This is a genomic window from Aerosakkonema sp. BLCC-F183 (genome assembly GCF_041929145.1).
Classification (GTDB): Bacteria; Cyanobacteriota; Cyanobacteriia; order Cyanobacteriales; family Aerosakkonemataceae; genus Aerosakkonema.
Window position 1 is genome coordinate 149,597 of record NZ_JBHFNU010000048.1, and the last position, 20,654, is coordinate 170,250.

The 20,654-nt window shown below is 44.1% G+C and carries 22 protein-coding genes; 4 read left to right on the plus strand and 18 right to left on the minus strand.

Annotated features, from left to right (window positions below; translation table 11 throughout):
• Positions 1-36: 36 nt before the first annotated feature.
• From recR to ACE1CD_RS13745, 5 genes are all read right to left on the minus strand, one after another.
• Positions 37-630: a recombination mediator RecR gene (gene recR, locus ACE1CD_RS13725; protein ID WP_190461594.1), complete on the minus strand. Its 594-nt coding sequence runs from the start codon at positions 628-630 to the stop codon at positions 37-39.
• A 111-nt stretch (positions 631-741) separates the two neighbouring features.
• Positions 742-2,259, minus strand: coding sequence for an MBOAT family O-acyltransferase (locus tag ACE1CD_RS13730; RefSeq protein WP_374824771.1), 1,518 nt, complete (start codon positions 2,257-2,259; stop codon positions 742-744).
• Positions 2,260-2,478: 219 nt separating this feature from the next.
• Positions 2,479-5,658: a DUF1574 domain-containing protein gene (locus ACE1CD_RS13735; RefSeq protein ID WP_374824773.1), complete on the minus strand. Its 3,180-nt coding sequence runs from the start codon at positions 5,656-5,658 to the stop codon at positions 2,479-2,481.
• A 10-nt stretch (positions 5,659-5,668) separates the two neighbouring features.
• A complete protein-coding gene (locus tag ACE1CD_RS13740; protein WP_374797383.1) occupies positions 5,669-5,809 on the minus strand; it encodes a hypothetical protein in 141 nt (46 codons plus the stop codon).
• A 69-nt stretch (positions 5,810-5,878) separates the two neighbouring features.
• Positions 5,879-6,055: a hypothetical protein gene (locus ACE1CD_RS13745; RefSeq protein WP_374824776.1), complete on the minus strand. Its 177-nt coding sequence runs from the start codon at positions 6,053-6,055 to the stop codon at positions 5,879-5,881.
• Between the two features lie 231 nt (positions 6,056-6,286).
• Between ACE1CD_RS13745 and ACE1CD_RS13750 the strand changes: the two genes are divergently transcribed.
• Positions 6,287-6,523: a hypothetical protein gene (locus ACE1CD_RS13750; RefSeq protein WP_374797387.1), complete on the plus strand. Its 237-nt coding sequence runs from the start codon at positions 6,287-6,289 to the stop codon at positions 6,521-6,523.
• A 102-nt stretch (positions 6,524-6,625) separates the two neighbouring features.
• Positions 6,626-9,760 carry a phosphoenolpyruvate carboxylase gene (gene ppc / locus ACE1CD_RS13755; protein ID WP_374797389.1) on the plus strand — a complete coding sequence of 1,045 codons (3,135 nt, stop codon included), beginning with the start codon at positions 6,626-6,628 and terminating at the stop codon, positions 9,758-9,760.
• 53 nt (positions 9,761-9,813) lie between these two features.
• On the opposite strand, the gene ACE1CD_RS13760 is transcribed toward ppc, so the two are convergent.
• On the minus strand, positions 9,814-10,956 hold the full coding sequence (locus ACE1CD_RS13760) for a protein kinase (protein WP_374824779.1): 1,143 nt from the start codon (positions 10,954-10,956) through the stop codon (positions 9,814-9,816).
• 366 nt (positions 10,957-11,322) lie between these two features.
• Between ACE1CD_RS13760 and ACE1CD_RS13765 the strand changes: the two genes are divergently transcribed.
• Positions 11,323-11,553, plus strand: a complete 231-nt coding sequence (locus tag ACE1CD_RS13765; RefSeq protein ID WP_374797393.1) for a hypothetical protein — start codon at positions 11,323-11,325, stop codon at positions 11,551-11,553.
• A gap of 111 nt (positions 11,554-11,664) precedes the next feature.
• Here the strand turns inward: ACE1CD_RS13765 and ACE1CD_RS13770 are convergent, their stop codons facing one another.
• The 8 genes from ACE1CD_RS13770 to ACE1CD_RS13805 all read right to left on the minus strand — a co-directional run bounded on the left by ACE1CD_RS13770 (position 11,665) and on the right by ACE1CD_RS13805 (position 17,513).
• On the minus strand, positions 11,665-14,508 hold the full coding sequence (locus tag ACE1CD_RS13770) for a tetratricopeptide repeat protein (protein ID WP_374824782.1): 2,844 nt from the start codon (positions 14,506-14,508) through the stop codon (positions 11,665-11,667).
• 80 nt (positions 14,509-14,588) lie between these two features.
• Positions 14,589-14,870: a hypothetical protein gene (locus ACE1CD_RS13775; RefSeq protein WP_374824785.1), complete on the minus strand. Its 282-nt coding sequence runs from the start codon at positions 14,868-14,870 to the stop codon at positions 14,589-14,591.
• A 46-nt stretch (positions 14,871-14,916) separates the two neighbouring features.
• Entirely contained in the window at positions 14,917-15,468 is a 552-nt protein-coding gene (locus ACE1CD_RS13780; RefSeq protein ID WP_374824788.1) for a Uma2 family endonuclease, read from the minus strand.
• 6 nt (positions 15,469-15,474) lie between these two features.
• Positions 15,475-15,873, minus strand: coding sequence for a type II toxin-antitoxin system VapC family toxin (locus ACE1CD_RS13785; protein WP_374824791.1), 399 nt, complete (start codon positions 15,871-15,873; stop codon positions 15,475-15,477).
• 2 nt (positions 15,874-15,875) lie between these two features.
• The gene (locus tag ACE1CD_RS13790) at positions 15,876-16,145 is read right to left on the minus strand and encodes a hypothetical protein (RefSeq protein ID WP_374824794.1); all 270 of its coding nucleotides are present in this window, start codon (positions 16,143-16,145) and stop codon (positions 15,876-15,878) included.
• A gap of 115 nt (positions 16,146-16,260) precedes the next feature.
• Positions 16,261-16,464, minus strand: coding sequence for a hypothetical protein (locus ACE1CD_RS13795; RefSeq protein WP_374797405.1), 204 nt, complete (start codon positions 16,462-16,464; stop codon positions 16,261-16,263).
• Positions 16,461-16,805, minus strand: coding sequence for a hypothetical protein (locus ACE1CD_RS13800; RefSeq protein WP_374797407.1), 345 nt, complete (start codon positions 16,803-16,805; stop codon positions 16,461-16,463). Before ACE1CD_RS13800 ends, ACE1CD_RS13795 begins: the two co-directional genes overlap by 4 nt.
• A gap of 126 nt (positions 16,806-16,931) precedes the next feature.
• Positions 16,932-17,513, minus strand: coding sequence for a hypothetical protein (locus ACE1CD_RS13805; RefSeq protein ID WP_374824797.1), 582 nt, complete (start codon positions 17,511-17,513; stop codon positions 16,932-16,934).
• A gap of 67 nt (positions 17,514-17,580) precedes the next feature.
• Here ACE1CD_RS13805 and ACE1CD_RS13810 point away from each other — a divergent pair, with 67 nt between their 5' ends.
• A complete protein-coding gene (locus ACE1CD_RS13810) occupies positions 17,581-18,600 on the plus strand; it encodes a hypothetical protein (RefSeq protein ID WP_374824800.1) in 1,020 nt (339 codons plus the stop codon).
• A 64-nt stretch (positions 18,601-18,664) separates the two neighbouring features.
• Here the strand turns inward: ACE1CD_RS13810 and ACE1CD_RS13815 are convergent, their stop codons facing one another.
• The 4 genes from ACE1CD_RS13815 to ACE1CD_RS13830 all read right to left on the minus strand — a co-directional run bounded on the left by ACE1CD_RS13815 (position 18,665) and on the right by ACE1CD_RS13830 (position 20,606).
• Positions 18,665-19,051: a type II toxin-antitoxin system VapC family toxin gene (locus ACE1CD_RS13815; protein ID WP_374824803.1), complete on the minus strand. Its 387-nt coding sequence runs from the start codon at positions 19,049-19,051 to the stop codon at positions 18,665-18,667.
• Entirely contained in the window at positions 19,048-19,275 is a 228-nt protein-coding gene (locus tag ACE1CD_RS13820) for a type II toxin-antitoxin system Phd/YefM family antitoxin (protein ID WP_374797413.1), read from the minus strand. Before ACE1CD_RS13820 ends, ACE1CD_RS13815 begins: the two co-directional genes overlap by 4 nt.
• 139 nt (positions 19,276-19,414) lie before the next feature.
• Positions 19,415-20,002 (minus strand): Uma2 family endonuclease, encoded by a 588-nt coding sequence (locus ACE1CD_RS13825; protein WP_374824806.1) that lies wholly within the window; start codon positions 20,000-20,002, stop codon positions 19,415-19,417.
• A 43-nt stretch (positions 20,003-20,045) separates the two neighbouring features.
• Positions 20,046-20,606 carry a Uma2 family endonuclease gene (locus ACE1CD_RS13830; protein WP_374824808.1) on the minus strand — a complete coding sequence of 187 codons (561 nt, stop codon included), beginning with the start codon at positions 20,604-20,606 and terminating at the stop codon, positions 20,046-20,048.
• Positions 20,607-20,654: the final 48 nt, after the last annotated feature.

Sequence of the window (20,654 nt, forward strand, 5' to 3'; positions counted from 1 at the left end):
GTTTATCTAAACGATTCTCTATTTTAATTTAATTGATTAGATCTCTCTTCTGCCTTCCAAAGCACGCGCCAAAGTCACTTCATCTGCGTATTCTAATTCGCCGCCAACTGGCAAACCAAAAGCAATGCGAGTTACTTTTGTCAAAGGTTTCAATAACCCGCCTATATAAAGCGTTGTTGTTTCTCCTTCTATACTGGGAGTGATTGCCAAAATTACTTCTTTAGTTTTTTCTCGATCGACTCTTCGTAGCAAAGGCGAAACATTCAATTGTTCCGGGCCAATTCCATCCATCGGCGAAATTACTCCGCCGAGAACGTGATATTTACCTTTGTATTCCCGCGTTTTTTCCAAAGCAATCACATCCCGCGAATCAGCTACTACACAAATGGTAGTGCGATCGCGATTTTGGTTGCGACAAATTTCGCAAATCGGCTCAGCAGATAAGTGAAAACACTCTTGACACAAACCAACTTGTTTTTTTGCCTCAATCAAAGCTTGGGCAAGTGCTTGCACTTCATCTTCCGATCGCTTCAGAATATGTAAAGCCAAGCGCTGAGCCGTCTTAGGGCCAACTCCAGGCAAACGTTGCAATTGCTCGATCAAACGAGCCAAAGGGCGTGTATAAACCATATAGTTAGGGTCTAGGGGATAGGGACTAGGGCGTCGGGCAGAGGGACAGAGGTCTTATTGTAGCGAACAACGAGCGATCGATCTCCCATCGCCCCACAAGTCCAACAAGAGCTAGAAATCGAAGTAGATATAAGGCAAACCTTCTTTGGGAGCCAGCTGCCAAACGGCGTAGAGGCTTAATGGCACCAAGAAAATTTTGATCGGCCAATTCAGTTGTAGCTTCATATTGCGATGCAAGGCAAATCCGATCGCCATAAATGCAACTATTCCCCAAAGCAGCACCGCCAGTTGGAACGGTTGCAATCCCAGTGCTTCCACGTAAACTTTCTGTGCAAATTGAACATCGGCTTTATGTCCCCACAGATGCTGAATTACCCAAGCCGCATCTTTCAAGTTGGGCAGACGGAAAAATATCCAGGACGCGAACACCATCAACTGAGTCAGCAGCCATGCCACAAGCGTACCCGGTATACTTTGCCACCAATTCTTCAATGGGGAGAAACGATGGGATAGAGCTTCTGCGAGTCGGTGAACCACCAAAGCCAAACCGTGCAATCCCCCCCAGACAATAAATCCCCAAGCAGCACCGTGCCAAATCCCGGCGACTAGCATCACGATCGACAAGTTCAGGCAGGTGCGTACCAAACCTTGCCGCGAGCCGCCCAAGGGAAAGTATAAATAATTACGCAGCCAATCTCCCAAAGTCATATGCCAGCGCCGCCAAAAATCGGCAATGCTGGTAGAGAAATAGGGGAAATCAAAGTTTTGGGGTAGATTCAATCCCAGCAGGATGGCGCTACCGATCGCAATATCAACGTAGCCGCTAAAATCCAGATATAGCTGAAGTCCGTAGGCGAGGATCGCTAACCACAAGTCACCGCTACCTGTACGCTGCAAGTTGTCAAAACAAAGTTTGACGAAAATGCCCAGATTATCGGCAATGAGAGCTTTTTTAAACGCACCGCAGGCAATCAGCCACAATCCTTCGACAATGCGATCGCTACTGGGAAATCGCACTGCATTCAGTTGTGCCGCCAAGTGATGATAGCGAGTAATCGGCCCTGATATAAGTTTGGCAAAGAAAAACTTGTAAGCCGCAAACTTGAGAAACTCCTTAGTAGCGGGCGCACCGCGATAAACATCTATTAAATAGGCGATGCACTCAAAGCAGAAAAACGAGATTCCCAACGGTGCAATTAAATGAAGCGTCACCAAGCTAGCCTGTTCTTGAATAACTGGCAAATTCAGCAGCGCCCCAACAGTATTCAAGAAAAAGGGCACATACTTAAAACCCAAAAGTAACAAAACATTCAGGACGATCCCGAATCGCAAGATTTTCAGGCGTCGTTTATCCCAGTCCTGTTCTATATATTTCCACTCTTCATTAGACAGATGCCAATCCGAAGGATTTCGTCTCGGTACGGCACGTTCTCCTAAAGCAATGCCCAGACGAAAGTTAATCAGAATAACGACAAAAAGCAAAGGAATGTACTGGATTTGCAAAGTGGCATAAAAAGCCAAACTCGCAATCAAAAGTACCCACAATCGCAATCCCTGGTTTTGAACGAGCCAGTAAATTGCCAGGACACTCAGCAAGAATATTCCGTATAAGGCTGAAACAAAAGTCATTGCAGGGTTATAAAAGTCAAAAGTTAAAAGTCAAAAGTCAAAAGTTAAAAGTCAAAAGTCAAAAGCAATTAAATCGCCGGAAGTTGTAATTAAGAGTTGAGGCTATGTACTCTTAACTGGTCAAGGCAAAAGTAAAAATCAAACTCTTCTTTTTACTTTATACTTTATACTTTTTGCTTTTTGACTTTTGACTTTTGACTTTTGACTTTCACCCTTCCCCTATTTTTTGGGCCAGGGAATCAGCGGGTCTTGAGCCAGTCGTTCGGACACGGCGGTGGCACCGTAGCGGTTGAGGTGACTGGGATCGGAGAAGTAGTCATGGCGTGAGGGCCATAACTGACTCCAGTTGCGGAAGATAAATCCCCGACTGAGGGAGAGGCGCAACATAGACATTTGAAATTCTTGCTCGTACTTAGTCCGCAATGGGTCTAAGTATTCTTTTGTCAAGGGTAAGTTTATAACAACTACAGGAATTTGGTTTGCTTGGGTGAACTGGAGGAAAGATTCTAAAGCGCTGGTTTGGTTACCTGCCAGCTGGAAGCTTTTATAGTCGTTGTCGTGTTCCCCCGTAACTTTGGTGTGCTTTTCGTAATAGGTAGTGGGATTGAAGCGCAGAGTCAAAGGCAAGAATCCATCCCAAGCGATCGCATTCTGGAACAGTATCGGCGACGCTTGTTGGTGACGGTCATTAGCACCAAAACTCAATGTATCGGCAAATTGCTCGCGCAGCATTCCTTGCAGACGATCGCGCTGTTGGTAGGTAGAGGATATAATACCCAAAGACTGATTCAACCACTCATCGATCGCTTGCGAGTTAATAAACATTTGACCGCTTGCCCCCGGCAAACTTGATGTAGCGGTGAAAGGTTCTAAATTTTGAGCAGCTTGGCCATCCAGAAAATTTTGTCTGGGCAATGTACCGGATACCAACTGTTTGTAGGCAGGTGATGCGGCGAGAGCATTGTAGGTAGCATCTACTCTACCGCTGTTAAACGCACGGGCACCATCTGCCCAAATAATCATTTTCGGCAATTGTTCTGGCGTCAAACAGCGGCGCAGCAGCATATCTACCACTTGGGCAGTTGCACCGTTGACACCGAAGTTAAACACTTCCAGTTTTCCATAACCCTCTGCGGCTAAGGCTTTCTGCAACGCTTGCGGATCGACGCCCCGTAATGCCCTGGAACTGCCGACAATCAGAATATCTGGCGGGCCTTTCTGGGCCACGCGCTGCTGGTAAAGGGTCAGCTTTTCGTCTAACTGACGGTTGTTGAAGCTGGGGTTTGGCGATGGCAGGTTAGTAAAAGAAGTTGTACTCTCTACCGTATCTACACTGGCTGCGGTTGAATCCAGTTTGGTAAATCCTGAAGAATTGAATACTTTGGTATTTTGAGTAGGCGTTTGCTTGAGGGAAACTTGGGGTAATTTTAAGGAATTAGCTGCCGTGTTTGTTGCCTTTTGTGCTTCCTCATCGCTAGTTTCTTCAGTGTCTTTGACTAATGACTTTTGACTGAGGACTAAAGACTCTTTGAGCTGAATCTCTCTGTTTTTGAGCATCTGACCCAGAACTAAATCCACACTCCAAGTCAGCATAATTCCGACCGCGCCCCAAACCAAAGCCACCTTAACTCCTTGGTAGCTTGCTTGACCGGGTAAAGAGATAAGATTTTGAGTTTGGACGCCAGGAGTAAAGATTTGCGATCGCACCAGCGCGTCGAACAGGGCCTGCTTTTTCGACTGCCAACTGCGCCCCAGTTTATTTTCTGCCGATTTGCTTACCGACTGCGAAACCGCCTTTGCCTCTGTCGCTACCGTGACATCGCTTAACCTTGCTCCCAGAGAATTTCCCAAGTTGAGGTTATCGGTGGTCACCTCTTCCACGTACTCATCGCTAGTGGCAAACTCTGGCGCAATTTCTTCTGCTTGGCGATGTCTGGAGGTAAAATCGACTCCATAGTTCCACAAAGGCTGTTTTTGACCGGCGCGACGGCCATAAACTCTGACACCGGAAATGCCGGGTATTTCCAGCTCGCGCACAAAGTTAGCCGTCGGCCCAGCTACCTGCCGCTGCACCGGACAAACCGCCCCATCCGTCATGATGTGGAGCAAGTCTTCTTTGCGTCGCGCTTGTACGCGAATGCCGCCATCTGCCAAACGCCAATCCAGGTCTGGGTTGAGCATTCGTCCCAACAAAAATTCGATCGCTTCTTCGTCTCCCGCAGCTGCGAGATCCTGTGCCGAGGTTGCTAATTCCGGTTGACTTGCTGCCGGTAAATTCAGCCAATCTACCCAAGCTGGGGATGCGGAATCCGATGGGTTGCCGTAAATAATAGCCGCTTGAATACCTCTGGGTGCAAGCGAGTGCAAAAGTGATGCGATCGCATTAATCGCGGACTGCTTATTGGGTAGGGGAATATTATCGGTAGTAACACTGGCAGATTTATTCTTACCCGTACAGGAAATATGCAGTGTAGATTCCTTTAACACCGCCGATACTTCCATATGCAGATGCTCTGTCGCCCCATCGAGCCATCTGGCGATCGCTTCCTCGTCACCCCAAGCCGCCCACTCCCGGAGCATTTGCTCCGGCGGGGTCAGATCCACGCGCAGCATCCAATCGGGAGTTTCTTCACCGCTCACCTGACTGATAATTACAGCATCCCGGAATCCCTCCAGGTGCAAATCTCGTAACTTCTGGGCAATTGGGGAAGCCAGCAATGACCGATCTGGACTGTAGGCAGATTCGCAAAATACCCAAAGGCGACGCTCTTTTACACTTGAGTTTGCAGTTCCAGGTGATAAATTGCCATGATTTTTTCGCAGGCTTCTGGAGACAACCTTTACCCGCACTCCTAATGACTGGAGATTTTCGCCCAGTACGCGGGCGATCGCTTCCGGATGTCCCCTGCGAGCCAGACTCTGAGAAGATGCAGCGGCTTCCACGACCTCTGCCATCCTTTCAGAGAGAATTTCCTGACTGGTTAAAGAATCTTCTATTGATATATCTGTCATTTTGCGGACGCTGCTGGTTAAACCTGCTTCTGGAACCGAAGCTTTCCTTGAATGCGCTTCCAGATATCGGTTGAGATGATTTAGATCGATCGGCTCTGTCCAATCTGGGCGCTTTTCACCCAACTTGCGACCGTAGAGAAACGCTTGGGCGAGCTTTGGTCTTTCGCCAGCAAGCAGGTCATCAATATTTGCGGCACTCATCGCCAAGACCAATTGCGTCACCGTTGTTTGCCTGTCGGGACACTCTCGACCCTCGCAGAGAATATGCAGCTTGTTTCCTCGTATCCGGACTCTGACTTGCATTCCGGCAATTCTGATTGCCCGGTTGACCCATTGCTCTAGGGTTGAGGCGTTGTTCGCCAGTTTGCGTTCGTTGACTTTTACCATCAGGGCGATATTACCTGAGTTTTTTTGTAATTGTCATTTGACCTTTCGATCGCCGATCGGCCAGAGCGGCTGAGTTGAAGACGACTGGAATTATAGCCTGTTCTGATGAGTTTACCAAGGGTATTGGCGATCGATACCAATTTGGATTCATCAAGCTTTCCTTCTCTGCTGTTATGCCCTGCTCTTCTTGTCTTCTTCCTTTGATATATGATATTTATAATCAGATGAATGTAATTATCCCGTGAGATTTTACTACATCTGCTACATCTGTTACATCTGTTACATCTGGTGCCAAGCCCGCTCCAACTGGCCCAAGATCTCCCAATCCCCTCATCCCCTTCAAATGCCCAAACGCTGTTTCAGCGTTATATCCAGATTTAGCAACAGTTTTTAACACTCAAAATTTAACATTTATGAGATTCTGGAGTTGTTAAATCGCCAAGATTTCCAGCTTTACAGCTAAGCTGGCAATAGTTTAACCGATACTTTCAGCACCGAGTGCGATCGCAACTAGCCCCGACACCCTATTTCTCTTTTGACTTTTAACTTTTAACTTTCCAGCCCCGACGCCTATTTTTCTTTTGACTTTTAACTTTTGACTTTCCAGCCCCTAGCCCGCTTAAACACCATGCCATCAAACAGCACAAATCGGCTCCAAACAGAAACTTTCAACGTTCCTCAAGCTATAATTCCCACAGAAATATTGCTGACTCTGGCTACAGGGCCATTGCTTTTGGGGATGTTATGTGGTAAAGCAACACTAGACTTGATCAAATCGCTGGGTGAAGCAAGCGAAGAAGTATTTAGGGGAGATCGCTTACCAGCGATCCCGTTTCCCGATAGTCCCCAAGAGCAAACCGAATAAAAAAGATCCGCCTTGGCGGTCAGTTGGTCTTATACGAGACTAATTGATTTAACTTAACCGCATAAGATTGTTGATTGTCCCACAACAGCTAAACCAGATCCTATGAGCTCCTTACTCCAGTCCGACCATCAGGCAGTTCATCTTACTGCGCCATCAGATCTGTATCTGCGCCATCGCCTCAAAGTGGTGGAAGACTTGTGGGAGTCGGTTTTGCGATCGGAGTGCGGTCAGGAACTGGTAGATTTACTAATGCAGCTGCGATCGCTTTGTTCCCCAGAAGGACAAGCAACGAACGAAAATGAAGCGGAAGTCTCCAAAGTTATTGAAAGTCTCGATATCAACGCCGCCATCAGAGCAGCCAGAGCATTTGCGCTATACTTCCAGCTGATTAACATCGTCGAACAGCACTACGAACAACGAGCGCAACAGCTATCCTTAAGGATGGCACCCGCACCAGAACCTGCCGACCCGGCACTGCAAGCATTTGCCAAACTGGATGCAGAAGCGAAAACCGCCGTACCAGGAGGCGACTCCCTCGAAAGAACTTGGCAAGAAACAAACGGACAGAAGCGTGAGAAAGGCACTTTCCAGTGGTTATTTCCCAAATTGCGTCAGCTGAATATGCCACCCCAAGTTATTCAGCGCCTCATAGACAATCTCGATATCCGCTTGGTGTTCACAGCTCACCCCACAGAAATTGTCCGCCACACAATCAGAGACAAGCAACGACGCATAGCCAGAATTTTGCAGCAGCTAGATGAGGTGGAACAAAACTGGCAAACAACTCACTGTAACCTCAGCTACTCTAACTTGGGAGAACAGCTGCTAGTTACCGGAAATCCACCCAACTACGCAGAAGCTTCGCTGCTTAACGCCTCCGAAGTTTCCTGGGAAGCAACAGCACTGCAACAGGAATTAACGGAAGAGATTCGTCTGTGGTGGCGTACCGACGAACTGCACCAGTTTAAGCCTTCAGTACTCGATGAAGTTGACTATACCCTTCACTACTTCCAAGAAGTTTTGTTTGAAGCGATTCCCCAACTTTATCAGCGCGTCGAACGGAGTTTAAGCAACGCCTTTGGAAATCTGCGTCCTCCCAAACACAACTTTTGTAAATTCGGTTCTTGGGTAGGAGCGGATCGAGATGGCAATCCTTCGGTGACACCGGCAATCACCTGGCAAACAGCGTGCTACCAGCGCCATATAGTATTAGAAAAATACATGAAATCGGTAGAAAAGTTGATCGCTCGCTTGAGCTTATCTTTGCACTGGAGCGATGTATTACCGGAACTGCTCGAATCTCTGGAGCAAAACCGATTGCAAATGCCAGAAGTGTACGACCAGCTATCAATAAAATATCGGCAAGAGCCATATCGGTTGAAGTTATCTTTTGTGAAAAAGAAACTGGAAAATACGCGCGATCGCAACTGGCGGCTCTACAATAGCGAAGATGGTCAACTGGAAAAGCTCAGACAAACTCAACCAGGCACATACTACCAATCAGCCGCAGACTTTTTAGCGCAATTGCGACTAATTCAGCGCAACCTCAAGGAAACCGGTTTAGTTTGCCGCGACTTGGAAAATCTGATCTGTCAAGTAGAAATCTACGGCTTCAATCTCGCCCATCTGGATATCCGGCAAGAAAGTACCCGTCACTCGGATACGATTAATGAAATCGCCGAATATATGCAAGTTTTACCTCGACCCTACAACCAATTATCAGAACAAGAAAAAACTGAATGGTTGGTGTCGGAACTGCAAACGAGACGGCCTTTAATTCCCAGAGAATTGCCATTTAACGCCCAAACTTGCGAGACGATCGAAACCTTCCGCATCTTGCGCCAACTTCAGCAAGAGTTTGGCTTGGAAATCTGCCAAACTTATATTATCAGCATGAGCCACGATGTCAGCGACTTGCTGGCGGTATTGCTGCTGGCGAAGGAAGCGGGACTCTACGACCCCTCCACAGGTGTCGGTACGCTGCAAGTAGTACCCCTGTTTGAAACTGTGGAAGACTTGAAGCGGGCACCCCGCGTCATGCAAACTTTGTTTGAATTGCCGTGCTATCGCATATTGCTAGCTGGCGGTAAGTCCGCAATGGCAAAGAAAACTCAGGTCGGAGAAGGAACTCAGGACTTACAAGAGGTGATGTTGGGATATTCCGACTCTAACAAAGATTCCGGTTTCTTGAGCAGCAATTGGGAAATTCACAAAGCGCAGAAAGCACTGCAAGCGATCGCAGAAAGTTACGGCATCAATCTTCGCATCTTCCACGGACGCGGCGGTTCTGTGGGACGCGGCGGTGGCCCTTCCTACGAAGCTATTTTGGCACAACCCGGTCACAGTATCAATGGGCGAATTAAAATTACGGAACAGGGAGAAGTGCTAGCGTCGAAATATTCCTGGCCGGAATTAGCGATCTACAATTTAGAAAATGTCGCTACGGCGGTAATACAAGCTAGCTTGTTGCGAACGGGGTTTGATGATATTCAACCCTGGAATGAAATAATGGAAGAATTGTCAGCTAAGTCACGCGCTCATTATCGCGCTTTGATTTACGAACAACCCGATTTTATCGATTTCTTCCACAGCGTTACGCCAATAGATGAAATCAGCCAATTGCAAATCAGTTCTCGTCCGGCGCGTCGCCGATCTGGTAAAAAAGATTTAAGTACTCTCCGCGCTATTCCTTGGGTATTTAGTTGGACGCAAAGCCGCTTTTTATTACCAGCTTGGTACGGTGTCGGTACGGCACTTCAGGAATTTTTGAATGAAGACCCGCAGGAAAATTTGAAGTTAATGCGCTACTTCTATTACAAGTGGCCTTTCTTTAGGATGGTAATCTCTAAAGTGGAGATGACTTTATCAAAAGTTGACCTGCAAATCGGTCAGCATTATGTGAAGGAATTGTCTTCACCGGAAGATTTGCCGCGCTTTGAAAAGCTGTTTGAGCAAATCAAGAGTGAATATTATCTGACTCGCGATTTGGTGCTGACGATTACCGATCACAAACGCCTTTTGGATGGCGATCCGGACTTGCAGCGATCGGTTCAATTACGCAATGGTAATATTGTACCGTTAGGCTTTTTGCAAGTGTCTCTGCTCAAACGTTTGCGCCAAAGCAAGTCTCAAGCTGCTTCGGGAGTAATTGACTCTCGTCACAGTCGCGGTGAATTGCTGCGCGGCGCATTGTTGACTATCAACGGTATTGCTGCTGGGATGCGGAATACAGGTTGATGGTAATTGGTATCTTGTTGCGCTTTAGCGCTAAGGCGCAACAACGTACCAATTTAATTGTTTTGTCCGAATTGCGATCGCAACTCTTCCAATTCCTTATCGATTTGGCTTTTGGCTGTGGTAGAATGGGGTGACGGCGTTTGCGGCGATGGCGATGGCTGATTTTTTTTAGGTGCGCCCGGATTGAGAAACTCCGTTTTTAATTCCGCTAATTCATCATCAACTTTACTTTTAACTGGAATCGCTGGCGTAACGGGTGATGGTTTGACAGCAGCAGGTTTTGCAGGTGTTTGCGGTTTTGGCGTTGCAGCGGGTGGCGTTTGCACATTCAAATCTTTAAGAACTTCTGCAACGGATTGATAGCGACGGTTAATCGCATTATCCAACATTTTATCTAAGATGCGAGATAAGCGATCGCTTACCGGATTCTTCACAAACTGTCGCCATACCCAAGCATCTTGATTCATATCGTATAAATCGAAAGGCGACATCCCAGTTAACAGATGAATACAGGTAACTGCTAAACTATAAATATCGCTAGAAAAAACAGCCCTACCCCTGCTTTGTTCCGGTGCGACATATTCCGGACTGCCGATACTGGTGCCAGTTTTCTGTAAAGCAGCGCCAGTGGCGATTTTGGAAGCACCGAAATCGACGAGGAAAAGTTTTCGATCGCTTTTTCTCCTGATAATATTATCGGGTTTGATATCGCGGTGAATCACCTGATGGCTGTGGACGAATTGCAAGACTGGCAATAAATCATTGAGTAATTGCAGAATCTGAGTTTCGTTGAAAGCACCTTTCTCTGCTAGTTCTTGCGATAATGTTTGTCCGTCGATGAATTCTTGGATGAGATACTGGTGATTATCTATGGTAAAATAAGCTAGTAAATCGGGAATTTGGGGATGTCGTCCCAATTCATCCAGTTGTACCGCTTCCTGAGTAAATAACTCAGATGCTTTCTGAAGATTACTCGCACCTTGCACTAAAGGAAAAAATTGTTTAATTACGCAAGGGGGTTTCGATGGTTTATCTTCATCTACCGCTAGATATGTGATGCCAAAACCGCCTTGTCCGATCGGTTTGATGGCGCGGTAACGGTCTTTGAGAATTAATTTTGTGCCACAATTGACGCAGAAGACGGCGATTTCTGGGTTTTGGGGGTTTGGGCAATAAGGATTGAGGCAATAACTCATAATAATGTTATTTTAGATTTTAGGTTTTAGATGAGGACTTACGCAAAGAAACCGGGTTTATTAGAAAAATCGTGGTTTTTTCAACTAGATATCGACGAAGAAACCCGGTTTCTGGCTTCGGGGTGCGTAAGTCCTGTAGATTTAGGAAAGTCTTGCACACTAAGAGTTTAACGTGATTTTGTGGGGAGTGCGATCGGAACCCCACCCCCAACCCCTCCCCGTCTACGGGGAGGGGGGAAAGAATTGCAGTCACAGATGTAGCATGGAATTTGGAAAACGCCAGCGGGATCGATCGCGGGACATATTTGTAGGGGCGAAGCATTCGGGCGACAATTTATGGCACATAACCCTAGATTTTAGATCCGAATGCTTCGCCCGTCCCTCACGCAACCGATACAAACGGACACGATATCACCTATAGTCCAACATTTTATACCGGAATGCGAAACTGCTGAGTGGGCGATCGTCCTTGCTTCGCCCGTCCCTCACGCAACCGATACAAACGGACACGATATCACCTATAACCCAAGATTTTATACCGGAATGCGATCGCCCACGGAGCAGGGCGATCGTCAACTCTGTCATTACAGAGATTAAGTTGGCAGAGGTTATCTGCGGGGGGAGGGCGAAGCATTCGGATATGAAAACCTCGGTTTTGATACCAGTATTGTCGCCCGAATGCTTCGCCCCTACATTTACGGACGGATTCTACCGCGCATCCCCAATCAAAATAAAAGGCGACCAATAATAAGGATGGCGTCCAATTTGAGTTAACTTCGCTTTTTGCAGCGCTTCCCCTTTGCTCATCCCATTTTTGATATTCTGATAAAACTGAATCATAATATCCTTTGTTGTATTATCTTCAGCATTCCAGAGACTCGCCATCACCGCTTTTGCACCTGCACGTTCAAATATATAGGCAAGTCCGGCAATTTCTTCGCCGTTCGAGTTAGCTTGCAGGGCGGTTTGACAAGCGCTGAGGGTGAGGAGTTCGGTGTTTTGCAATCCTAATAATGCAGCATCGGCAATATTTAATTGTTGATCTGCAAATAGCAAAGTATTCGCTTTCATACCTAATTTTTGACAGCCTTCGGGTTGAAAACAGCCGTGTGTTGCTAGGTGCAGGAAGGGAAAGCGGGGTGCAAAAGTTTTGAATTTGTCGAGGGTGGCGTTGTCGTGGAAAAATGATTCGCTACCGGGGAAGAGTTGGGCGATATTTCTCACTTCTTCTTCGGTTCCGGGTAGGTTTTGCGGGTCGCGGGGGATGGGATTTGCTAATGCAAAAACGCCTTTTTGTAGAGAGTTTCGAGCAACTGTTTCTCGATTTGAATTGAGGAAACGACTGGAAAGACGGGTGAGATAGTTGATGGGATATTTCTGGATTAGGTATTGGTTGGTTTGTTCGTCAAAGAGAGTTTCAAAGGGGATATATCGCAGTTTTCCTGTGGCGATGATGCTCAATTGTTTGGGGGAGAATGCTTTGATTTTGTCTTCTACTGGGCGAATTAGAATGTTGTAAATTTTGGCGCTAGTTTCGATGTAGGTAGCATCGCCAGGATTTTGCAGTTGTTCGCGGTATTCGGTGACGAGTTTATCGAATTCTGTCGGGTCGATGGGGTTTTTAATTACGCTCAGTTGGTCTTTGGTTACGATAAATATGGCTACGGTATTGGGGACATTTTTGACATTGGTTAGCAAGACGGGTTGAATTACAACCGTTCCGGCGGGGATAGAGGATCTCAGTTTTTCAATATCTGTGAGTGTGGTTTCAAAGAGTTCGGCAATTTCGGGAAATTGGCGGGAGATGTCTTCTGCTAGTTTGTTGTTTTCTTCTTGAAAAGCATTAATTTGCTGGGATAATTGGTTTGAAGGATTAGACTGAAACTGGCGATATAGAAATTGAATTTGTTCGTTTTTTTGATTCCATTGGTCTATTAATTGCTGTGCTTGTGGGTTACTAACTTTGACGTTAATTAGGCGGGTGTAGTCGGCGAGGTCGGCTGTGGTGAAGCGGTTGGCGTATTGGAAGGCTTTTTCTGGTTGGTTTTGGTCGATGAGGAGGGAGATGAGTGCGATGTTTCTTCCTGAGTTATCCTCCAAAAATTTGCGTCGATTTTCCTTCTGTAAACCTGCTCGCATTTCTAAAGTAATTGCAACTGATTGTTCCCAATTAGAGATAGCCTGTGTTGATTGTCCGATGTTTCGATAAACTGCACCAATATTACTCAGAGTAGTAGCTTCACCAGCACGGTCATTCACTTCCCGCCTGATTGGTAAAGCCTGATTATAGTATTTCAAAGCTTCTTGTGGTTGTCCAATGCTGTCGTAGACTCCACCAATACTATTCAGAGTAGTACCTTCCCCAGCACGGTCATTCACTTCCCGCATGATTGGTAAAGCCTGATTATAGTATTTCAAAGCTTCTTGTGGTTGTCCAATGCTGTTGTAAACTAAACCAATATTATTCAGAGTAGTAGCTTCCACAGCACGGTTATTCACTTCCCGCATGATTGGTAAAGCCTGATTATAGTATTTCAAAGCTTCTTGTGGTTGTCCAATGCTGTCGTAAACTGCACCAATATTAGTCAGAGTAGCAGCTTCACCAGCACGGTCATTTACTTCCCGCAATATTGGTAAAGCCTGATTATAGTATTTCAAAGCTTCTTGTGGTTGTCCAATGCTGTTGTAAACTGCACCAATATTATTCAGAGTAGCAGCTTCACCAGCACGGTCATTTACTTCCCGCATGATTGGTAAAGCCTGATGAGAGTATTTCAAAGCTTCTTGTGGTTGTCCAATGCTGTTGTAAACTGCACCAATATTATTCAAAGTAGTAGCTTCACCAGCACGGTCATTCACTTCCCGCAATATTGGTAAAGCCTGATTATAGTATTTCAAAGCTTCTTGTGGTTGTCCAATGCTGTCGTAAACTAAACCAATATTATTCAGAGTAGTAGCTTCACTGGCACGGTCATTCACTTCCCGCAATATTGGTAAAGCCTGATGATAGTATTTCAAAGCTTCTTGTGGTTGTCCAATGTCTAGGTAAACAGCACCGATATTATTCAGAGTCCTAGCTTGACCAGTGCGGTTATTCGCTTCCCGCACGATTGGTAAAGCCTGGTTAAAATATTTCAATGCCTCTTGGGGTTGTCCAATGCCTTTGTAAACTGCACCGATATTATTTAGAGCCATAGCTTCCCCAGCACGGTCATTAACTTCCTTATAGATAGCGAGAGCCTGATTGAAGAAGTCTAATGCTTCTTGTTTTCGCTCAAGTTTGTTATAGTTAAAACCTATTCGTAGAAGTGCAAATGCTTCAGCTTCTCTAACGTTGTATTGCCGCGCAAGGGCTAGAAAATGCTGAAGTGTTGCTATAGCTTGTAAAGGTTGTCCTTGTTCCTCCTGTTGATCTGCTTGCTCTAAAATTTGCTTTATTTCTTCAACTTCAGGGTTTTCACTTTGCCCCCAACTAGGTCGAACCATCAGCGGAACAGTCAGAGGAGTCAAACAAACACCCAAAGCCAAAACACCACTAATAATGCGTTTCATCGCCGCTCTTCCCTGGAATTAGCAACCCTAATAAGCAACTGCAATCAAATTAAAATAACTTTAGCTTTTCTCTCTTTCAGCTAGTGCGATTTATCCCGCAATCCCTCAAGAAAATCGTCATCAATACCGAATTCTTCCACATTGTTCTCTTGCCGAAACTGTTCTAAACGTTCCCAGAATGACACCTTAGCTGAAACAGCTACTTCCTCAACAGGAATTATTTTACCATCTCTACTACTAGCAAGTCCCGCTTCCACTGTTTGCCTAACGTAAATTGCATACATCAAGTCATCCCAGGTAGAGTTTTCAGGTAAGCTATCGATTAATTGCTTGGCTGCTTGTTTGATATTCACCGTTTCCATAATTTACCTCGTAGTAAACTTTACTTAAAATTGTACTATCATTTAACTAAAACACTTGCGGCCAAATTTCCGAAATCGGCAATTCCCAACCAGGAAATAACTCTGGGATAGTCATCGTATTATTTTCACTTAACACAATTGCCTCACCAGTAGAGCGATAAACCGTCACAGTTAGTTTGTCCGGGTCAATTAATATCCCCACCTGCGTACCCAGTTCTAAAAACATTTGAATCTTCTTTTGTAGAGGCGGAATGCTATCGGAAGCCGATTTTACTTCTACCATCAAATCGGGGACAATTTCAGCAAAAGAACGGGGTAATGGATTGAGTCGTGCAGCAGAAACAAAAGATACATCTGGCCCTCGTAAATTGCCATTTGGCAATCTAAATCCCGCACTTGACCCAGTAACATAACCGAGTTGGCGCGGTAGCACCCAGCTTTGCAGCAAAAATACCAATCGAGCGATAATCACTTCAGATATATAATCTGATAAACCCATAACTTGAATTTTTCCATCTACGAGTTCGAGTTTATAATCAAGTTGTTTTTCTTGTAAGATTAGTTGTAAATTTTCTAAGTCTTCGACGGAGAGATTCATAGTTTTTTATTCCTCTGTTAACCAATCTTCCAATTGCAACTCTGGAATATTGATGAAGTCCTTAGTATTGTGAGTTACCAGGATATCTCCACGCGATCGAGCTATAGCAGCAATTAGCGCGTCTAATTGCCCTGTAGGTCTGCCGATTCGTTTTAACTCACCCTGAATTATGCCGAATTCCTCTGCTGCTCTTTTATCAAAGCTAACAATTTGTAAAGAGCTAAGAAATTGATTCAGAGTGTTTAGGTTCCGTTCAATTCTTCCAGAACAATATACACCCTTATAAAGCTCTGCTACAACAATTGTCGAGGTACAGCAAAGCCTCAATTTGGCATCGAATTCGGCAATTGCTTTCGGAAATTTGTTGATTATAGCAATACAAATATTGCTATCTAATAAATACACAATTACACCACCTTCATTTCGTTAATTTTCTGTTGTTGTAATTGGCGATCGAGTTCGCGTTCCCTTTCCAAGAATTCTGCTATCTTTGTCCATTCCTCTCTATCTTCATCAGTTAGAGTGTCTAAAAATTCTTTCATTTTTTCCACCTTTTCTTCATCACTCATTTGCTGAATTACCTCAATCTCGATATTCACCTCTTGACCATCAGGAATATTAATTTCCTCTGACAGTTCAATGGTTTTCCCCCGTTTGATGCCTTTGATTTTCATCATTTTTTCCTCTTTTTACTCCAAGTATTATTCTCATTTATCTCATTTATTATCTGCGGTTGAATTTGGCGATCGAGTATTAATTATCCCTCCATCATTTTTCCAAATATTTTTCTTCCTATTCCTGAATTTGTGCGGCTTTTCGTCTGGCATTACCTCTTTGCCGCGCTTCTTCAAAACTGCGATTATTCTCAGCTTCTAGCCTGCTATTCAATTCATCCAAGTTCGCGATCGAAATATCCCATTGTTTGATTGTTTCGCGCATTCTAGCAACGGAACGCGCCCTAGTTTCTGCGTCAGGAATTCTGGGTTGATGAGTCATAGTAAATTCCAATTACTCTTAATTTCCCGAACATTAGCTGCGGTGGCTGCTAATGCACTCGTCGCTTCATTAATAGAGCGAGCAAGTAATTCTAGCATATCACGACTTGCCACAGGTTGCGCGTCATAAATACGCCGCAAAGTTACCGAGAATCGCGAATAATATAAATCTGCACGTTCTCGAATATTTTGTAGTTCTTCTAACTCTGGAATTGTTTCGTCTGTCTCACCGAACTGCTCTAGTAATGTAAATTCTACAGATCTTGCTTCATCGATTTGCTCTAATAATTGCTGCTGTAAACTTAGAACAGTTCTCAATGTTTCTGCTGGTAATCGTGCCATTTATACCTTCTGTTTGTATAACAATTGGCATTATACCATTCAATGAAAAAAATTCCAGATAAGGCTTTATCGTTTTCATTTTCATGTTATCCTCCCTGCTAATATCTAACAGCTTACACGATTAATCTAATACGGCGTTGCCATAATAGTCATCGTCCTTTTTTGCAAATCAAATTGAATTTCATCTACTACATAAGTTCTATCTTTTGCCACCGAAACAATCCCCTGCAATCGCAATCTATTAACTACAGGTGGCCCCAATCTGACTTCGGCTTGACCTATCATGGGGTCTTGCACGCGAAAAGCATTCAGGGGGACACCACTCCAGACCGCTTGCTTGGCTGCGGGTGTAGTTCCATCACCTCGGATAACTGGCTGCCCACTAGCTTTGTAAACTAAAGCACTGTCCCTAAAAACCACTTTCTTAACTTCGCTGAGGGGTATCGAGGTAGAATTGCTATCTCGCTGAAGCGATAACTTTTGGGAATCGATCGCCGTTACGCGCCCACTCCACGACTCACCACTCTTGAGAAAAACGTCTGCTAAATTAGGCAATGCGACAGGTACAGGTGCCTCATCTGCGTTAACTTGTGCAGTAAGTAAGTTTCCCGTCGGTACATTCTGACTGGTAGCGGCGTGGGTATCTCCCGTCAACTGGGGCGCTGTCGCTACAAGTGCCACAGCTAATATCTTTAAAAAAGTTTTCATAGCGTCGGCAATTTTTTTACTGAGCTACACTTATTTATTATATTTCATCTATCTTTTGCGTGATTTTGTGTCCCCAACTCCCGAATCTACCAAGGAACTAAATATTTTAGGCAAAGTTGCCAGCGTTGTTGGTTTATTAGGTGCTGCCCTTTTCTTTACAGGTTGGATTTATCGCTGGTCATATTTCTACTTTTTTCAGTTGGAAATAACGACGCTAGATTTACCGCCACAATCATTTCTGGTCGTTCCATTACAAGTATTTTTCGGAAGTTTCGCATCTGTGGATAGCTTCTGGCAATTAGGTAAAACAGTATTGGTTGCTATTGTCACGTTTATCTTAATTCAACTAACACTCTGGTTGCTGCAATTTCTCAGCATTTTGATTGCCAAAATACTCAGATGGTTGCAATTTTTAATTGCTTTGGTGTTAGCGGGATTGATTTGGTTGACTATCAAGTTAATTGAGTATTTAAACAAACAATTAGGCAAGTACCAAAAGAAGTCTAGTTCTAAACTTGTTTCTCCCACTCAAAAACCGAGGCTATCTAAAATTATTATTTGGTTACAATTACTAGCGGATTTTATCATTAATAAGTTGAGTGCGATTAAATTTAACCCGATTAATTTTCGTCAATCTTTTTTGGATGAAATTATCATAGTTATAGGAATTCTGATTGCCCTATTTTTGCTAGCGCGGGATCGAGGTACGATCGATGCAATACGAGATGCTGGCCCAAATTCTACTTTACCTGTGGTCACTTTGGTAACGCCTGAAAACCGTTTACCATTAGGACGAAAACTGGAGAATGAGTTTAGCAATCCTCCTTTGAAAGGCTATCGTATTATTGGCGATCGAGGTTTATTTAGAAATATACTAGGACAAGAACAAACAGATACTACTAACCCCAAAAAGCCGATCGTTTGGCGTTTACTAATGGAACGTGGCGGTTGGATTTATCTATTTCCCGCCTTACCTCCAAATGCAACTCCTAACGATCGTCCTCCTGTTATCGCGATTCAAGAAAGTACATTAGGCGAACAATTGATGATACTTAGTCCCGATGTCTCGAAAATGCGATCGCCCTAATAATTCATTGCATCTAGATCCCCGACTTCTTCAAGAAGTCGGGGATCTAAGCCTAAGCAGCAAATCACCATAATCTCTGAATCGGATAACTATCAAAAATAGCATCAGCGCTTAAAATCGGTATATTCTCCACCATAGCTTGTGCAATTATTAAGCGATCGAACGGATCGCGATGATGTAAAGGTAGAGAAGCGATAATATCAATATGCGCCAAATTTATATTCAGCAATTCTATGCTGTTAGAGCTAAGTTGCTGCTCTATGAACATCCTAAATGGTAAGCCAAAATTCAGCTTACCTATGCTTTGTTTAACTGCCATTTCCCATATACTGGCTATACTCAGCAAAGGTTCGTTATTGCCATCATCAATCATAACCCTTACTGTAGCACTAAGTTTAGGGTTGTCCATAACATACCAAATAAAGGTATGAGTATCTAGCAGTAATCTCATTGGAGATAGTCCTCAAAATCTGCGATCGCTTCATCGAAATCATCTGATATTGTTACCAAACCTTTGGCACTCCCAGCTTGACGGCGAGGCTTACTTGGCGATATTGGACTTAATTTTACCACAGGCTTATCGTCTTTGGTAATGACAATTTCTTCACCTTTTATCGCTGCTTCAATTAAAGCTAACAAATCTTTGGTTGCTTCATCTAAAGTTATTTGCTGCATAGCTGTTACCTCAGAAACAATTATTTCTCCATCATAGCTGTATTATATACTAAGCTGCTAATTGCGTGGCGATCGGTCAAGTTCATTAGGTACGTAGTTGCGCTTTAGCGCTAAAGCGCAACTACGTACTAATACCATCTTATTCTTCTACTATCTCAAAATTAACTCCTTCATAAATATCGCTTAATGGGATTTGGAAATCTACCGAATCTAATGCTAAAACTCCATCAGCGGATTCGTAATAAGTTAACAACCATTTTCCCTCAGAAGTTTTCACTAATTGCTCGATATGAAATTTGTATTGATCGATTAAAATATATTCGCGGAATTCAGGAATCGATCGATAATAATCAAACTTATCTCCTTTATCATAACTTCTGGTTGAATTCGATAAAACTTCCACAATTAGTGATGGATTAGTAACAGTAGTAGTTCCAGCACCCTCATAAACTGGTTCCGCCTGAATTATCATCAGATCTGGATAAAAATATTTGCGATAACGCGGCACCCACAAACGTACATCAGCTATAAATAACTCGTAATTTCGCCCTCGCAAAGCAAATTTTAAGTGGGCAAATAAATTACCTGCAATTTTGTTATGATTAGTTGTTCCACCTGTCATCGGTACAATTTCTCCATCATGGTATTCACTTTTGTACTCAGCAGTTTCTTCTAGCGCCAAATATTCTTCGCGGGTGTAGTAGCGTTTTTCTGTTTGCGTTTGCATATTATTCTCCCTATATTTACTAACGAACAATTATCATTGCCAACTACTCAAATTCAGGTGGCCACAATTCCGAAACAGGCAGTTCCCAACCAGGAAATAATTCGGGAATAGTTAAAACATCGCTATTGCTTAATTCAGTTTCCTCACTTCCGCGACGAATAATAATTACTTTTTGCTTATCTGGGTCGATTAGTATCCCAACTAAACTTCCCAGTTCTAGGAAAACTTGTATCTTTTCTTTAAGTGGTTTAATTCTGTCTGTCTTAGACTTAATTTCAACTGTCAAATCTGGAACTACTCGAACAAAATCGCGAGGACTGGTTCTGAGTCTTTCTGCACGAACAAAAGAAACATCGAGAGCGCGTAAATCGGCCTTTTCGTTAGGTAAAATAAATCCAGCACTTGAGCCTGTTACCCGCCCCAATTTGCGCGGCATTACCCAGTTGTTTAAAAAAGTAATTAGCCTACCTGCGACTTCCTCAGAAATGTAATCAGATGGCCCCATGACAATAATTCTCCCATCTACCAATTCCAATTGGTAGTCTAAATGTGCTTCTTGTAGTTCTGTTTGCAGCCTCTCTAAGTCTTTAACAGTCAAATTCATAAAAGCTTCCTCAATTACAAGCTGCTTTAAATTCCGATTATATCATAA

Coding starts and splice junctions, on each gene's coding strand:
- ACE1CD_RS13830 (WP_374824808.1), bottom strand. CDS start 20,606: ATGAATTTGACTGTTAAAGACTTAGAGAGGCTGCAAACAGAACTACAA.
- ACE1CD_RS13730 (WP_374824771.1), bottom strand. CDS start 2,259: ATGACTTTTGTTTCAGCCTTATACGGAATATTCTTGCTGAGTGTCCTG.
- ACE1CD_RS13770 (WP_374824782.1), bottom strand. CDS start 14,508: ATGAAACGCATTATTAGTGGTGTTTTGGCTTTGGGTGTTTGTTTGACT.
- ACE1CD_RS13765 (WP_374797393.1), top strand. CDS start 11,323: ATGCTTCGCCCGTCCCTCACGCAACCGATACAAACGGACACGATATCA.
- ACE1CD_RS13775 (WP_374824785.1), bottom strand. CDS start 14,870: ATGGAAACGGTGAATATCAAACAAGCAGCCAAGCAATTAATCGATAGC.
- ACE1CD_RS13790 (WP_374824794.1), bottom strand. CDS start 16,145: ATGATGAAAATCAAAGGCATCAAACGGGGGAAAACCATTGAACTGTCA.
- ACE1CD_RS13825 (WP_374824806.1), bottom strand. CDS start 20,002: ATGCAAACGCAAACAGAAAAACGCTACTACACCCGCGAAGAATATTTG.
- ACE1CD_RS13740 (WP_374797383.1), bottom strand. CDS start 5,809: ATGAATCCAAATTGGTATCGATCGCCAATACCCTTGGTAAACTCATCA.
- ACE1CD_RS13735 (WP_374824773.1), bottom strand. CDS start 5,658: ATGGTAAAAGTCAACGAACGCAAACTGGCGAACAACGCCTCAACCCTA.
- ACE1CD_RS13795 (WP_374797405.1), bottom strand. CDS start 16,464: ATGACTCATCAACCCAGAATTCCTGACGCAGAAACTAGGGCGCGTTCC.
- recR (WP_190461594.1), bottom strand. CDS start 630: ATGGTTTATACACGCCCTTTGGCTCGTTTGATCGAGCAATTGCAACGT.
- ACE1CD_RS13750 (WP_374797387.1), top strand. CDS start 6,287: ATGCCATCAAACAGCACAAATCGGCTCCAAACAGAAACTTTCAACGTT.
- ACE1CD_RS13760 (WP_374824779.1), bottom strand. CDS start 10,956: ATGAGTTATTGCCTCAATCCTTATTGCCCAAACCCCCAAAACCCAGAA.
- ACE1CD_RS13815 (WP_374824803.1), bottom strand. CDS start 19,051: ATGAGATTACTGCTAGATACTCATACCTTTATTTGGTATGTTATGGAC.
- ACE1CD_RS13820 (WP_374797413.1), bottom strand. CDS start 19,275: ATGCAGCAAATAACTTTAGATGAAGCAACCAAAGATTTGTTAGCTTTA.
- ppc (WP_374797389.1), top strand. CDS start 6,626: ATGAGCTCCTTACTCCAGTCCGACCATCAGGCAGTTCATCTTACTGCG.
- ACE1CD_RS13805 (WP_374824797.1), bottom strand. CDS start 17,513: ATGAAAACTTTTTTAAAGATATTAGCTGTGGCACTTGTAGCGACAGCG.
- ACE1CD_RS13780 (WP_374824788.1), bottom strand. CDS start 15,468: ATGAATCTCTCCGTCGAAGACTTAGAAAATTTACAACTAATCTTACAA.
- ACE1CD_RS13800 (WP_374797407.1), bottom strand. CDS start 16,805: ATGGCACGATTACCAGCAGAAACATTGAGAACTGTTCTAAGTTTACAG.